11 protein-coding genes are annotated in these 13285 nt (G+C 53.1%); 5 read left to right on the top strand and 6 right to left on the bottom strand.

Annotated elements, in window-relative coordinates; all coding sequences use genetic code 11:
• Positions 1 to 27: 27 nt before the first annotated feature.
• Entirely contained in the window at positions 28 to 849 is an 822-nt protein-coding gene (locus NEA10_RS11305) for a class I SAM-dependent methyltransferase (RefSeq protein WP_252660021.1), read from the bottom strand.
• Between the two features lie 71 nt (positions 850 to 920).
• A complete protein-coding gene (locus tag NEA10_RS11300; RefSeq protein ID WP_252660019.1) occupies positions 921 to 5567 on the bottom strand; it encodes a hypothetical protein in 4647 nt (1548 codons plus the stop codon).
• Positions 5568 to 5987: 420 nt separating this feature from the next.
• Here NEA10_RS11300 and NEA10_RS11295 point away from each other — a divergent pair, with 420 nt between their 5' ends.
• From NEA10_RS11295 to cobT, 3 genes are read left to right on the top strand one after another with little or no spacing between them, the layout of a single operon-like run.
• Positions 5988 to 6704, top strand: coding sequence for a Crp/Fnr family transcriptional regulator (locus tag NEA10_RS11295; RefSeq protein WP_068788036.1), 717 nt, complete (start codon positions 5988 to 5990; stop codon positions 6702 to 6704).
• Positions 6705 to 6733: 29 nt separating this feature from the next.
• The gene (locus NEA10_RS11290) at positions 6734 to 7381 is read left to right on the top strand and encodes a DUF2232 domain-containing protein (RefSeq protein WP_309494075.1); all 648 of its coding nucleotides are present in this window, start codon (positions 6734 to 6736) and stop codon (positions 7379 to 7381) included.
• Positions 7378 to 8505, top strand: coding sequence for a nicotinate mononucleotide-dependent phosphoribosyltransferase CobT (gene cobT / locus NEA10_RS11285; protein ID WP_252660017.1), 1128 nt, complete (start codon positions 7378 to 7380; stop codon positions 8503 to 8505). Before NEA10_RS11290 ends, cobT begins: the two co-directional genes overlap by 4 nt.
• 87 nt (positions 8506 to 8592) lie before the next feature.
• Here the strand turns inward: cobT and NEA10_RS11280 are convergent, their stop codons facing one another.
• Entirely contained in the window at positions 8593 to 9006 is a 414-nt protein-coding gene (locus NEA10_RS11280; RefSeq protein ID WP_252660015.1) for a hypothetical protein, read from the bottom strand.
• 414 nt (positions 9007 to 9420) lie between these two features.
• On the opposite strand from NEA10_RS11280, the gene NEA10_RS11275 reads away from it, so the two are divergent.
• On the top strand, positions 9421 to 10593 hold the full coding sequence (locus NEA10_RS11275) for an extracellular solute-binding protein (protein WP_252660013.1): 1173 nt from the start codon (positions 9421 to 9423) through the stop codon (positions 10591 to 10593).
• A gap of 107 nt (positions 10594 to 10700) precedes the next feature.
• On the opposite strand, the gene NEA10_RS11270 is transcribed toward NEA10_RS11275, so the two are convergent.
• Positions 10701 to 11081 (bottom strand): c-type cytochrome, encoded by a 381-nt coding sequence (locus NEA10_RS11270; RefSeq protein WP_252660011.1) that lies wholly within the window; start codon positions 11079 to 11081, stop codon positions 10701 to 10703.
• A 220-nt stretch (positions 11082 to 11301) separates the two neighbouring features.
• Here NEA10_RS11270 and petG point away from each other — a divergent pair, with 220 nt between their 5' ends.
• On the top strand, positions 11302 to 11418 hold the full coding sequence (gene petG, locus NEA10_RS11265) for a cytochrome b6-f complex subunit V (RefSeq protein ID WP_170187968.1): 117 nt from the start codon (positions 11302 to 11304) through the stop codon (positions 11416 to 11418).
• Positions 11419 to 11632: 214 nt separating this feature from the next.
• Here petG and NEA10_RS11260 read toward each other — a convergent pair whose 3' ends face one another.
• A complete protein-coding gene (locus NEA10_RS11260) occupies positions 11633 to 12550 on the bottom strand; it encodes a RuBisCO small subunit-like domain-containing protein (protein WP_252660009.1) in 918 nt (305 codons plus the stop codon).
• A gap of 137 nt (positions 12551 to 12687) precedes the next feature.
• Complete coding sequence (rsmD, locus tag NEA10_RS11255; protein WP_252660007.1) at positions 12688 to 13236, bottom strand: 16S rRNA (guanine(966)-N(2))-methyltransferase RsmD; 549 nt, start codon at positions 13234 to 13236, stop codon at positions 12688 to 12690.
• Positions 13237 to 13285 lie beyond the last annotated feature (49 nt).

The following is a 13285-nucleotide window of genomic DNA, read 5'->3' as shown; positions in this document are numbered from 1 at the left end:
CAGTTTTTTGGCGTCAAAGTTTGGGGGTTATTTTGTGGCAACAACGGCGATGTTCCAAGCCATCCGCTTCATGCCAGGAATCTTTTTGAGAAGGCGATCGCCCCGTTCCAGACGAGTATAAAGAGGTTTCAATCGCTGCTGTTCTTTAATAATCTTCTTCCAATACCGCTCCTCATTAGGATGCACTCGTTCAATTAAATAGAACTGAAGAAAAATCCACAAAGTGGCCAACCAAAAGGTATTATAACGGGTCTGAGAAAATAGGGGTTCAATCTCTTTGACAATGTTGATGTGCAGCGGTGTTTCATCGTCCGTGCGAACATCCGTTGCCATACGTCGATAGACGTTAATAACCGGATTATGACGAAGAGGGTCCCAAAAACACATTTTTCCACCGGGTTTGAGAACTCGGTGCATCTCTTGAATCGCAATCATGGGATTGGGAATATGATGCAAGAGATTGGCAGCATAGACAATATCAAAACTATTATCCGGATAGTCAATGTCCATGGCGTTGATAACCTTGCCCTCCACCTGAACCCCATTATGTTCCGCTAACCTTAGGGCCACCTCTACCATTCCCGGTGAGTAGTCACTGGCGACACAATGGGCCCCGCGACTGCCAAAATAAACGCTGTTTTCCCCGGCCCCACAGCCCACATCTAAAAGGCGTTTGCCCTGAACATTGCCCAACTGTTTGAGAATGAAGCGATTTTCCGGGGCAGTACAGGCTTCAAAGTAGTCCTCTACCTGAATCCCATCCACATCAATTCCGGCGGCCCAGCGATCGTGAAAGGCTTGCTCTTTGGCGAGAATATCGTCATGTGGGGGGTCTGAAGATAAAGACATGGATTTAGCAACAAGATTGAGAGACCTCAACCTATCATATAGCACTCGACTCCCTCCTCCGACTGACTCTCTTAAGCATCCACGGTTAATGGGTTCAAGGAGAGGGGTTCGGTGAAGGATTGACGGGTTTCGGCGGTGAGGCGGTTGAGATATTGCAGGAGATGTCGGGCCAGGGGACGCTGGATCTGATAAGTTTTCGACTCTGGGGAGACTTTAAATAGGGGGGTTGTGGCCAGGGTTTTATAGAAGCGAAATTCACGGGATTCTGGCGTTAACCAGGTATCCTGGGGAGGAGTGGGGATTAGCCCTGGGGGGAGTTGGTTGTTGAGGAGGGCCATGAGTCGGGATTCGATGCCCCCCATGTGAATCCCCCGTAGTTCTAAAAGGGCGATCGCCTCCTGACGACAGAGGGGACGATCGGGATAGCTTTGTAAGAGTTCGTGTAAGAGGAAGAAGTCACTATATTGTTGCCTGCCAGCGTCGGGATGGAGGGGATAGTGGAGGAATTGGGCTAAGCCAGCCGCAATCGGGTTAATAGAAGGACTGGGGGCGGAACGGGCGGAGGCGGGAGATTGACTGACAACCACTGCATTGGGAAGTTTCTGTTCTAACCAGGGGGCAATATCGATGAGGCCATTGGCGGAGTCTCCGGTGAGTAAGACACGGGAAATCCCTTCGACGGAGAGGCCCAGTTCACTAAAAAAGCGATTGAACTCTTGGTTGAGGTGTTCAAAGAAGGGAACAAACACCGTTTCCTGGACTTGATGGCGATGGAGTCGTCCCCAACGTCCCGCTAATTCAAATTCTGTGCGATCGCTCACCTGCAAGGCCCCCAACACCTGACGGGCTAACTCCCGGGCCTCTTGGCGATCGTCCTCCGCGTCGAGCCATTGTTGAAAGGTGATGCGAGTTTCAACATCGGGGTGGCCACTGCGAGGCAATTCCCCTAACTCCATCGCCCCGAGTTGGTTGCACCAGTCAGGACGAGGGGTTAGCATCAACTGAATCAAGAGGTCATCGGCTAAATCGCGATGGCCATAGGCGATCGCATGTTCTCCTAGGGGATGTGGACGTTGACTAACCCCCTCAGTCACAACGGGGTTAGCCGGATTCCCCAGTTGAAAGGGAGCCAGGGCAATCTCCCGGGCCCCAACGACCATGACTAGGGTAATGCCCCGTTCTCTGCGGTCGATGGTCCAAGTTGGACTTGGGGCAATAGAAGTAGACTCTGAGGGCGACTCTGCTGAGGGTTCACTAGACTCGTCTGATGAGGCCTCCAAGGCGCAAATTAGAGCGGCTAGGGGAGCCTGACAGAAGCCAATGCGATCGGGACGGGGGACTAATCCGGCTTGTAAAGCGGCTTCTCGTACATTGAAGCGGAAGGCATCATTACTAGAGACCGGTTCGCGAATGATGACCCCCCCGAGTTTGCTGAGAACCTCTGGGAAGGGGGGTAACTCAGAGGCCAGTTCCGGGCGGTTGGGGTGATAGAGTTGAGCAGTTTTAAGTTGGCGGAAGAGGCGGGTGAGGATATCCCGCGTGCTGGCTAGGGGTAAGTCGTAATTGAGCGATCGCCCCAACACCGGTTCCAGGGTTCCCCGACGGCTACGCCAGGGAATCATAAGGGTTAGGGCTTGCTGAAACTCCTCAAAGATAATCCCCTCGCTGAGCGATCGCGCCTCCAGGCCCACCCGCCAGGAGGGGAGGGATAAACTCTCCTCTAGGGCTTCTTGAGATAACTCAGATGGGCCTTTCCCCCCTTGCTGTCGGGCCAGGGCCGGCAACTCAAAGCAAGGCTGTCGTTCTCCTTGCGGATGCCATCCTAGACGATACTGCCGGCCTGTATAGGCACAACTGAGAACCGCTGCCAAGCCGCGATCGCTCCAGTCAATGCCTAAATACCAATCTCGATGGTGGCTATTTTCTAGCCAAATGGGTGGCGGAACCTTCACTCGACCCAGTTTAGCTGTTTCCGGCCGGCGGCGTGGGCGGACGGGGGCCGGGTGGGGCTCAGCCTTGGCCGGTACCATGGGAGGTGGAGGGGTTTGGGGGCGATCGCTCACCGTCCGAGGCACCGACTTGTCCTCTGTCTTAAGCTCCTCGGTTTCTTCGTCTTCGTCTAGAAAAATGGCCCGCAAATTCGAGAGGAGATCCTCGCTCCCCTCAGACTCCTCACTGTCATTATCCTGCGCCTCGCTCCAGGTATCCTCTAACTGCGAAACGGCCTCTACCTGAGCCTCCACGTCCTCGCCATACTCCTGCTCGCCCTCAGCCTCGGCCTCAGTAAAGATATCCGCCAACACCGAGATCAAATCTTCTTCCGGCTCCGGTTCGGCCAGGTCTTCGGGCCAAACAAATGGATTTTCAAACGCTAACGCCTCATCGTCTTCCTCGTCCTCAGAGTCAATAACGGGGTCTGCCTTTAAGGACTGTGGGGCCACCTCCTGGGCCAGAGAGTCGGGGCTATCTTCGAGTTCTTCGAGATCCAACTCCAGTTGACGGCGAGTTTCCGGTTCACAGTCGAGATAGATCCGAGACTCCGAGGTCATCTCATCTGGAATTAAAGACGCCTCCTCGGGAAATGGCTCTAACTCATCCTCATTCCAGTCTGAGAAGGAGTCTTGAGAGGAATCCATCTCATGGGAGGTCTTCAGGGTATCTTCTGGCTGTTCCAGGATGTCGTCTTCTTCATGAGCCGTCTCCAGGGTTCCCCCCATTAGGATAATCGCCTCGCTGAGACTGCTAATGGTATCCCCAGACGGTATTGAGTTATCCTGGGCGATCGCCTCCTCAGACCTCTCAGACTCTGGCATTTGAGCGTCCTGGGGAGGAACATCCACAAAGATATCTTGCTCCTCAGACCTCTCAGACTCTGGCATCTGAGCGTCCTGGGGAGGAGCATCCACAAAAATATCTTCCTCCTCTACGGCTTCTGACATCGGCTCATCTAAGGGCTGAGCCGCCGCTGGCTCTTCCCCACCTTCTAGGGACGCAGCAAACTTGGCCAACTCCGCTGCGATCGCCGCCTCTTCTGGAGATAGCACATCAGAAGGAGGCGGTGGGGGAGCAGGAATGGGTCGGCCCGGGGGAGAGGGCCGGAGAGGGAATCGGTTTGACGGGGGGTGACCACGACTTTGAGGAATGGTCTCGGCACTGTCTTCATCGTCGTCTTCGTCATCGTCGTTGCTGGGACTATCAGACTCGGACTCAGTATCGATCAAGCTACTGTAAAAGCTATCAAGCTCACGATCTAATGTTTTTGCGGGAGTGGGACTGGGTTGAAATCCCTGTTGAACCGATTGACTCAGTTCTTTTTCGAGATCCAAGGCCGCCTGTTCACTGGACCAAGACATCGGTTCCGATGCAGAGGTGAACCAAGACTCAAAATCATCGTCAACTGACCCAGATTTAGGCGAGTTGGAAGGGTTAGATTTGGGGTCAGGGGCGGCAGAAGACATGGAGGGAGGGATTAACGGATCATCACTGGGGTCATCAGGGGTTGGAGAGGAGGCGTTTAACTCAGGTTCTGGCTCAGGTTCGGGTTCTGGCTCTGGCTCAGGTTCTGGCTCTGGTTCTGGCTCAGGTTCTAGCTCAGGCTCAGGTTCTGGCTCAGGCTCTGGTTCTAGCTCAGGTTCAGGCTCGGGTTCAGGTTCGGGTTCTAGCTCAGGTTCAGGCTCAGGTTCAGGCTCGGGTTCAGGTTCGGGTTCGGGTTCTAGCTCAGGTTCGGGTTCTGGCAGAGCGTCATCAGGAGAGATAACCTCCTGATTTGAGCCAGTTGCTCCCTCCAATTCTGCCATGTTTGTTTCCAATTGGTTCGTTTCTGATGAACTCTCTTGGGATTCAGTCGGGGAGTCAGGGGCAACTTCGGCCTCAGAAATCACGGCAGCGACGGGAATTTGGCTATCATCCTCTGGGTCATGATCATCGACTGCATCGGAGACGGTGTCTGGGGAGTCCTCTTCAATCTCGATTGCCCGGGGAATCTCAGGATCTTCGAGTTGATCAACCTCTGGCAACTCGGAGTTGGGAGAGTCCACGATCGCCTCCACAGCGGCATCGAGTTCTGGGAGACTGTCACCGTCTAGGGAATCTGTTAACTTCAGGGTACTGTCTAAACGGGCCCCCAACTGGTGGACCAGGGCCGCCACAATTGCCTCCCCTTGTTGGCTAAAGTTATAGATATTCTGAATGCTACGGGTTAGGGAGCTTTCATAGCCTTGGAGATTGGCTAAAACCCCGTCAAAAATTTGGCGAAGATTATCATCGAGGTTCATCAGCAAGCGATCGGCGTCGGCTTGTACGGCTTGCAGGTGTTGGAGACGTTCTTCTGGGTTGAGTAGAGGAGCCACCGACTCGTCATCATCGGAGTCGGAGGGGAGAGAGGGGGCCGCTGTCACGGCGGGGTCGCTGTTTTCGAGTCGGGCCACTTCTTGGGCCAGGCGATCGCGGTGTTGTCGTAACCCGGCCAATTCATCTTGAAAGGGTTTGAGTAAGCGATCGCGCCAATCCTCCTCGGCCGGTAACTTGGGGGTGCTATCCTCGTCAAGAGTTTCCTCTTGAGAGTCGTAGCGGTCAACTGTCCGGAGATAGTCGCGCAATCGCTGTAGGAGGTCCCGAGTGCCATCGGGATCCACGTCAAGAGATGACTTGGCGAGAAATTCGTCGATTTCAGCAATCAGATCGTTGGGGGACAAGGGTTGAGAGATCATAGGTTCCATGGGTCACGGCAATGTGTCAAACAGTCAAGACATTGAAGTAATGCCAAGATTTTAAGCGGTTGTCGCGGTCACTCCTAGTTCAGCCCGGGAAAAGCTGGACATCAGATGGGGGCCAGCTTGATTCTTAAGTATGGCGAGGGCGACGGGAGGGTTGTAACGTTTCTATGCCAACCCCTGCTGCAACACGGGGCAACGCCCGATTGCCTGATAAGATCAAGAAAACGAGATCGGAACCGTCTATCTCGCCAATGCTGATCTACGATAGAGAAGCCTTCATGGAAGCAAGCCCGACTTGTGCCTGAGCTTTAGTCTGAAGATGGCCAGTTGAGGATTGTTCTCCTCAGACTTTTAGGCTAGGCTTAGCTGGTTCTTGCGGGCTGCCTCAGATTCGACCGATTTCAACTGATATGTGACGACCTCATGGAAGACCGGTATCACCCTCGTGAAGCACATCAAAATCCCGAACTCGAAAAGAAGCTCCGGGCAACTCCTTTCTTTGCGGGTTTACCTGAACGCATGGTTGACGATGCCCTTGCCCATGTGGTGACGCGGACTCATCCCCCGAACCAAGTTATGTTATTGGAAAATGACTGGGGGAGTTCTGTCTATTTCATCTTGGAAGGCTGGGCGAAAATTCGTACCTACAATATTGATGGCAAGGAAGTGACGCTGAATATCCTGGGGAGTGGTGAGATTTTTGGTGAAATGGCGGCGTTGGATGAAGTGCCCCGTTCCACGGATGTAATCACCCTGGCTCCAACCACCATTGGCAATATGCCAGCTCAGGATTTTGTCCATCTTGTCAAGACGGAACCCTTGGCGGGGATTCGTTTGGCTCAGTTAATGGGTCGTCGTTTGCGTCAGGTGAATCGCCGTTTACGGTTGCGGGAGTCGGATAGTACCTCCCGGGTGGCGGATATTTTGCTATTCCTGGCGGAAGGACAAGGAACTCGTGATGAAACTGGGGGTATGGAAATTCCCAACTTGCCCCATCGGGAGTTGAGTAGTCTCAGCGGCTTGGCCCGGGAGACGGTGACTCGGGTGTTGAGTAAGTTGGAGAAGAAAGGGTTAATTTCGCGCGATCGCGAGATGATTCGCATTCCTGATGTCTATGCTCTAGAACGAATGCTAACCTAGGACTTCTGCACGTAGAGCAAGAACTGTTTATGAATCGATCGCAACAGTCGCCGTTGCCGATGGTGGAGACGGCATTTTTGGCCAGTACGGCCAGTTTGATTTGGCTGATTAACTATTATTTCCCCCTTGGGCCTCTGTTGCGGATCTTTTTTCCGGTTCCTATGGCGTTGGTGTATTTACGCTGGGGCAAACGAGCTTCCTGGATGTCGGCGTTGGTGGCTGGGCTATTACTCTCGGTATTGATGGGCCCAACCCGCAGCATCTTGTTTGTGATGCCTTATGGCTTACAAGGAGTTCTGTTAGGGGTGCTGTGGAAACGACGGGCCAGTTGGGAGGTGGCGATCGCCCTGACGGGACTGTTGGGGGCGTTTGGGGTCTTTTTTCGGGTCTGGTTGGTTTCACTTCTGCTCGGGGAAGATTTATGGGTCTTTTTCACGGTTCAGATGACCCAGCTCCTGAATTGGGGCTTTGAGAAGGTGGGTTGGCTGATTCAACCGAGTTTAACCTTGGTTCAAGTTTTGTCGATTGTCGCGATTCTGATTAATAGTTTCGTCTATGTCTTTGTGGTTCATTTGGGGGCTTTGGTATTACTCGATCGCCTGGGAAATCCTATTCCTCGCCCTCCCCAATGGATTCAACAGATTTTAGCGTTGGACTCTGACGACGAGGCAACGTGAGTTGGCAGTCTTCATCGGTTCGAGTGTATACGGAAATAGCTCGTGGTCAGGCCTGGCTTGACCGTTATCGGGCTAAGTCCCCTCTGTTTGCCTGTGTGTTTGCCTTTACGGAGACGGGAATTCTTCCGGGTATCTCGGCTGCGGGTAAAACGCCAGCGGATCGTCGTAAAACGGCTTTGGCTGATGCAGAATATCTACTCACGGGTGGTAGAACTCTCCCTCGCTATCCCTTGCCCCCCCTAACGGCCGGTGCGTCTCCGGCGGTCATCTCCCGAGCGGTGATTGAGGGACTGTCTCTGCCGCTCTATCTATTTGATGCCGGCCTACCGGCAGCGATTCCTCAGCCGGCTCTGTTACCCCCAGCTACAGGAGTCGAACGGCTCCCGGCGGTTCCGGCCCGCTGTCTAACGACGGGTGCGGCCATGACGGCTCAACAGGTGCAGGAGCTGTTTGCGGCGGGGTTGGCTTGGGGCGATCGCCTGGCTGACCAATGTGATTATGCCATCCTCGGTGAATGTGTGGTGGGGGGAACGACGACGGCCCTGGCGGTGTTGTTGGCCTTAGGAATTGCGGCGGAGGGACGGGTTAATAGTAGTTATCCTCTCTGCAACCACCAGCGGAAACAGGAGGTGGTGGATGAGGGATTACGCCGCTGGCGGGAACGAGGGGGCGATACGGGTCCGTTTGGGATTCTTCAGGGACTCGGTGACCCCATGCAAGTGGTGGTGGCGGGGTTGGGGTTGGCCCTGAGTCGTCAGTGTGGGGTCTTGTTGGCGGGGGGAACGCAAATGCTGGCGGTGTATGCTCTGTTGCGGGCGATCGCCCGGGAGATTGACTATCCTTGGCGGCCGGAGCAGATGGTTGTGGGGACAACCCGCTGGGTCGCGGAAGACCCCAGTGGTCAAACGGTTGAGCTGGCCAAGACGTTGGGAGATGTCTCGCTGTTAGCAACCCAATTGAGTTTTCGTCAGGCCCGATTTCCTCAGTTACGAGCCTATGAGGCTGGGTATGTCAAGGAAGGGGTTGGAGCCGGCGGTTGTGCGATCGCTGCGAGTTTACAAGGATGGACAACTTCCTCTCTCGTAGCGGCTATTGAAACCGGCTTTTCCCAGTTACTTGGTTAACTATCGTGAATCACTTGGCAGGTTTCGGTTAGCCTTGCCTCCCGGATATCCTCTGATCGTACAGGATGACTCAGAGGGGATCTGGGATTATCGTTGTCGGTCTTGGATCAAGTGATGTTTCCGTTGAGCAAAATCTGTCCGTGAGAGGAGTTGTTCTTCTAATGCGGCAATCCGATTGTAGGCTGCGGTGAGTTGAGCGGTTAGTCGCTGAATTTGTACTTCAGGCGCGATATTGGCTTCTGGGCTAGCTTGTCCGGCACTAGAACGAGATTCATCTCCTAAAACATCTTTATGCTGCATAAAATGTCCCCAATCGTCGGGGGTATCGGCGATTAAAGGCGTTTCTAGGGATGGCTCTGTATTAACTTGAGCTTCAGGGGGTGGCGCAGAGCTATTCTGCTCAAGAACTTGTGATAGTTTCAGGTTCAGACGTTCAATCGTCTCATAGAGTCCATCGACCTTGCTGTTTAAGGTCAGTATCTGATCTTGTACGGAATCCATAGCTTAACATCTCGACGGTTTACAGGTTGTTACTCATTTATAGTAGTCAAGAATTTCCGAAATCCTAATTTACTTCTAGTTTATTTAACTTTTACAAAAAAAGGTCATGGTAAGTACAATTTAAGTTGGCTTTTGTAAAGTATATGTAACGTTATCGTAATAATGGCTCCAATTGGCGATCGTCCTTGCAAATTAGGGGTTTAGAGCCATTCCCCTCCCATGGCAAATCGATCGCAGGGGAATTGACCTTACAATTGAGCCACAGAAGAATAAGGCTAACCAACATCGCGAAAGAGAGGGATTCTCGGGGGGGCTTCTGATTATGGGACGGCTAATATCCTCTCCTCGTCCGGGATTACGCCAGTTTGACTCAAAGCAGAGGCAACAAAACGCTATGCTAAAAGGTGAAATGCAATGATCACGAATGCTGCTTTGTCTGTTAGTCGCCGCTCTCTCCTAACTGGTGCGATCGCCTTGGGAGTTGCCCAACTCCTGACGGGATGCCAAACTGCTTCAGACCAACATCTAATGGTTACGTTCCTCCGGGATGCCATTCCACCGCCGATGTTGGGAGAATTTCGCCGTGTTTTAGAACACCGGGTCAATTTAGACTTTTCGGCTGAGCCTCAGTTAGAGGATTTATTTGAGGCGTTGGTCCGTTGGCAGCATCAGGAGGATGATGAGAGTGAGAATGGGTCGGGATGGCGTCCCTGGGGGCGATCGCCGCAAATCCCTGAGTTGACCTTATTGGGCCACAGTTGGCTCCCGAGGGCGATTGAGGGGGGATTACTTCAGCCTCTGGATAGTCAAGCCTGGGACAACTGGGGGAATCTCCCACAAACCCCGATTCCTTGGCGGGACTTGGCTCGTCAGGGCGATCGCCTTTGGGGGGCTCCCTATCGCTGGGGAACCACCGTCATTGTCTATCGCAAGGATCGCTTTGACCGTTTAGGCTGGACTCCCCAAGATTGGTCAGATTTGTGGCGGGAGGAGTTACGGGGACGAGTGGCTCTCTTGGATAGTCCCCGGGAGGTGATTGGCTTAACTTTGAAAAAATTAGGTCATTCCTACAATCATGAGAGTCCTCAGGATGTGCCCGAGTTATTTGAGGAACTCCAGGCCCTTCAGGAACAACTGTTGTTTTATTCTTCAACAGCGTTTCAGCAGCCTTTACTTCGGGGAGATATTTGGGTCGCTCAGGGGTACTCACGGGATATCCTGGCGATTCCCCGATATGGCCGACAGTTAGCAGCGGTGGTCCCCCAATCTGGGACGGCTCTCTGGGCCGATTATTGGGTCCGTCCCGCTCGGGCAACGGTAGGCAGGTTAAGCGATCGCTGGATTGATTTTTGCTGGCGGCCCCGCATCGCTGAACAGCTCTCCCTATTAGGGTTTGCGGCTTCTCCCCAGGTTCTCGGAACGGCAGAAGCTGACCTCCCGGAGGCTCTACGGACTAATCCGGTTCTGCTCCCAGAGGGCGATCGGCTACAACGCAGTGAATTTATTGAGTTAGACCTAGGAGAAGCTAGTTTAAGTCAATATCGACAAATCTGGGAGCAGTTACGGGGGGGAGGCAATAGGCAATAGGCAATAGGCAATAGGCAATAGGCAAGAGAGAACCACAGAGTCACAGAGGACACGGAGGAAAAGCCCGAGATGGATTTCCCCCGTTCGCCTTCTTCCCCCTATCCCCCCTAAAGCGTTTCCAAATAGGCCAACAAATCTGACATAATTTGGGGACTGGGTTGGAACTGGGGCATCGGTGGTGTGTCCCCTTTGATGACTTGACGGATGAGGCTGGCCCGGGACTTATGAGCTGAGATGTCCCGCAAACTCGGGCCCACCATGCCGTTGGAGCCATCTCCATGGCAGCCGGAACAGTTCATCTGGAAAATGGCGTAACCCTGTTCTGGATCTCCGTCGAGGGCTAATACTTCTTGAATGTAGGGGTCAGAGACCTGCAACTGATGAATGGTAAACATCGACAGGCCGATGAGGAGCAACCCCACCATGGTGCAGATGGAGAGTTGCCGGATTAGGCGATCGACATTGAAGTGTAAAGCAGGCGTTTTCAAAAGCGTTTGCCAGCGGAGACTCGGACAGGTTTATATAAATATACCAATCTTCTTCAATCTTAAAGGACGGACCTGGGAAAATCCAAGGGACTTTGGGGAATTAACCGGGAAAATTGCCGGGTTCTGGGTCAACTCAAAGGCTGCGATCGCCCCAGAAGCCCGTACAATGGTAAACCAGAGCAAACTTCACATCTTTATACATTACGAGGAGAATAGACTCATGGTAGAACCCTTACTCGCCGGTATCGTTCTGGGCCTGGTCCCCATCACCTTGGCTGGCCTGTTTGTTGCTGCTTATCTTCAATACCGTCGCGGTAATGCTCTCACGGAGGACTAACTCCTGAGTTGCTCGTCAGGAGTCCTCAAAAATAGACACTTAATAATAGGCACTTTAGAATCCAAATTTCTATTTGGCTATAGCTTTTAAAGCGTATTAGTGTCTTAGGGTGTCTCACTAAAATGAGCCGTCTTGGCTGGGGAGCTTCGTGAAAAAACCACCCGATTCTTGCGGGTGGTTGCTTCTGGCTGGGCGGGTTTAACGGCCTGTTTTCTCAATTGGGCCGTTGAATCACTAACTCAAGCAGTCGCTTTTTCTCTCGCGGTTCAATCCCGAGTAAGCGGACATAATCCCCAGAATGCTCGTCCAAATAGGCTTGAATTGCATTGATTAGCTCATATTCAGACTTATTTTCAAATATAGGCCCGATTTTCCAGGAATTGGCACGATAACGGCGGCGATCGGCATATTCCAAACCGAGATGATTCCCCTGAGCCAGTTGGCGCCGAATTTGTGTTAAGACGGGACCATTTAAACCCGAGGGAGGTTGAGAGCCATTCCCAGAATGACCTCTGGGCCGCATAGCCGTTACGCAGGCAGCATCCTCGGCGCAGTGATACCCGGCTAAGAGATCCTGATTAACTTGCACCACATGTTCGGAAAAATGGCGATCAGAATCGTTGGCATCGGGGAGACGTTCGGCGGCTTGAGGGGTGGTGATGACGGCTCCCGAGGGAATATATTTGCCTGGGGGAATTTCCACGTCTTGAATTAAGGCGTGCATCATGACAATGCAGCCATCTCCGAGTTTGGCGTTGAACACGGTCGAACGGAAGCCGACAAAGCAGTCATTGCCGACATAGGCTGGCCCGTGAATTAGGGACATATGGGTGATGCAAGTATTTCTGCCAATCCAAACGGAGTAGAGTTCTCCATCATCTCCGGTCACTCGTCCTTCTTCTAAGCCATGGATGACTACGCCATCTTGAATGTTGGTGTTGGCTCCAATGTGGAAGGGTGAGCCTTCATCGGCACGAATGGAGGTTCCTGGGGCGATAAGAACGTTCGCTTCTATGCGGACATCTCCAATGAGGGTAGCACGGGGGTGTACATAGTCAGAATGGTGAATTTGGGGTGCTTCTAGGTCTTGGTCCCAGGGCGTTGGGGGATTGGCTTGATGTCGAAACGGCATGAGATAGAAATGTCAGATTCTTGTGGATGAGAGTTGCGGGTCTTGGGGGAATTTTCATGGAATGAGAATCATTATCTCATGTTTGGGGAGGCAAGAGGCAAGGGGCTGGTGGGGGAATCCTGTTGGCTAAGCGTGTCCTAGTTCTGGTGGCTCTTATAGAAACGCAGCAGCGTGTTACCGTAGGGTTTTTCTCGTGTCAGTTGTAGGCTGACGGGAGGGTTGGGGGCGGGCCGTTGGCGATCGCACTCGACGGCCATCTCTCCGTCAGGACTGAGCAGGTGCAGTTGGGCGATCGCCTCTAAAACCGGTTCATAGAGGGAACTGGCGTAGGGGGGATCGAAGTAAATGCGGTCAAACACCTGTCCGCTGAGTTGGGGAAGCCGCTTCAACACATCCCCACGTAGGACTTGGAACGGTTGCTGGGGTTTCGCCACCTGTTGCCAGTTTTGCTGAATTACGCCACAGGCCTTACCCCATTGCTCAATTCCCACCACCTGAGAGGCCCCGCGCGACAAGGCTTCCGCTCCCATAGCCCCACTTCCGGCACAGAGATCTAACCAACGACAGCCCTCAATTTTTCCTAGCCAGATATTAAACAACGCCTCGCGAACCCGAGCCGGGGTGGGGCGAGTACCATCTCCAGGGAGGGTCTTGAGAGAACGATTGCCGTGGATTCGTAGGGACATGGATAGGGAACAGGGAACAGGGAACAGGGAACAGGGAACAAGGGAATAG

This window comes from Phormidium yuhuli AB48 (assembly GCF_023983615.1).
Taxonomy (GTDB): Bacteria; Cyanobacteriota; Cyanobacteriia; order Cyanobacteriales; family Geitlerinemataceae; genus Sodalinema; species Sodalinema yuhuli.
The sequence above is the reverse complement of the archived record's forward strand: the minus strand, read 5'-3'. Positions and strand labels throughout refer to the sequence as shown.

Bases quoted from the DNA above. Each gene is read 5' to 3' on its own strand.
- NEA10_RS11295 (WP_068788036.1), top strand. From the start codon at position 5,988: ATGGAAGACCGGTATCACCCTCGTGAAGCACATCAAAATCCCGAACTC.
- NEA10_RS11305 (WP_252660021.1), bottom strand. From the start codon at position 849: ATGTCTTTATCTTCAGACCCCCCACATGACGATATTCTCGCCAAAGAG.
- NEA10_RS11275 (WP_252660013.1), top strand. From the start codon at position 9,421: ATGATCACGAATGCTGCTTTGTCTGTTAGTCGCCGCTCTCTCCTAACT.
- petG (WP_170187968.1), top strand. From the start codon at position 11,302: ATGGTAGAACCCTTACTCGCCGGTATCGTTCTGGGCCTGGTCCCCATC.
- rsmD (WP_252660007.1), bottom strand. From the start codon at position 13,236: ATGTCCCTACGAATCCACGGCAATCGTTCTCTCAAGACCCTCCCTGGA.
- NEA10_RS11260 (WP_252660009.1), bottom strand. From the start codon at position 12,550: ATGCCGTTTCGACATCAAGCCAATCCCCCAACGCCCTGGGACCAAGAC.
- NEA10_RS11300 (WP_252660019.1), bottom strand. From the start codon at position 5,567: ATGGAACCTATGATCTCTCAACCCTTGTCCCCCAACGATCTGATTGCT.
- NEA10_RS11290 (WP_309494075.1), top strand. From the start codon at position 6,734: ATGAATCGATCGCAACAGTCGCCGTTGCCGATGGTGGAGACGGCATTT.
- NEA10_RS11280 (WP_252660015.1), bottom strand. From the start codon at position 9,006: ATGGATTCCGTACAAGATCAGATACTGACCTTAAACAGCAAGGTCGAT.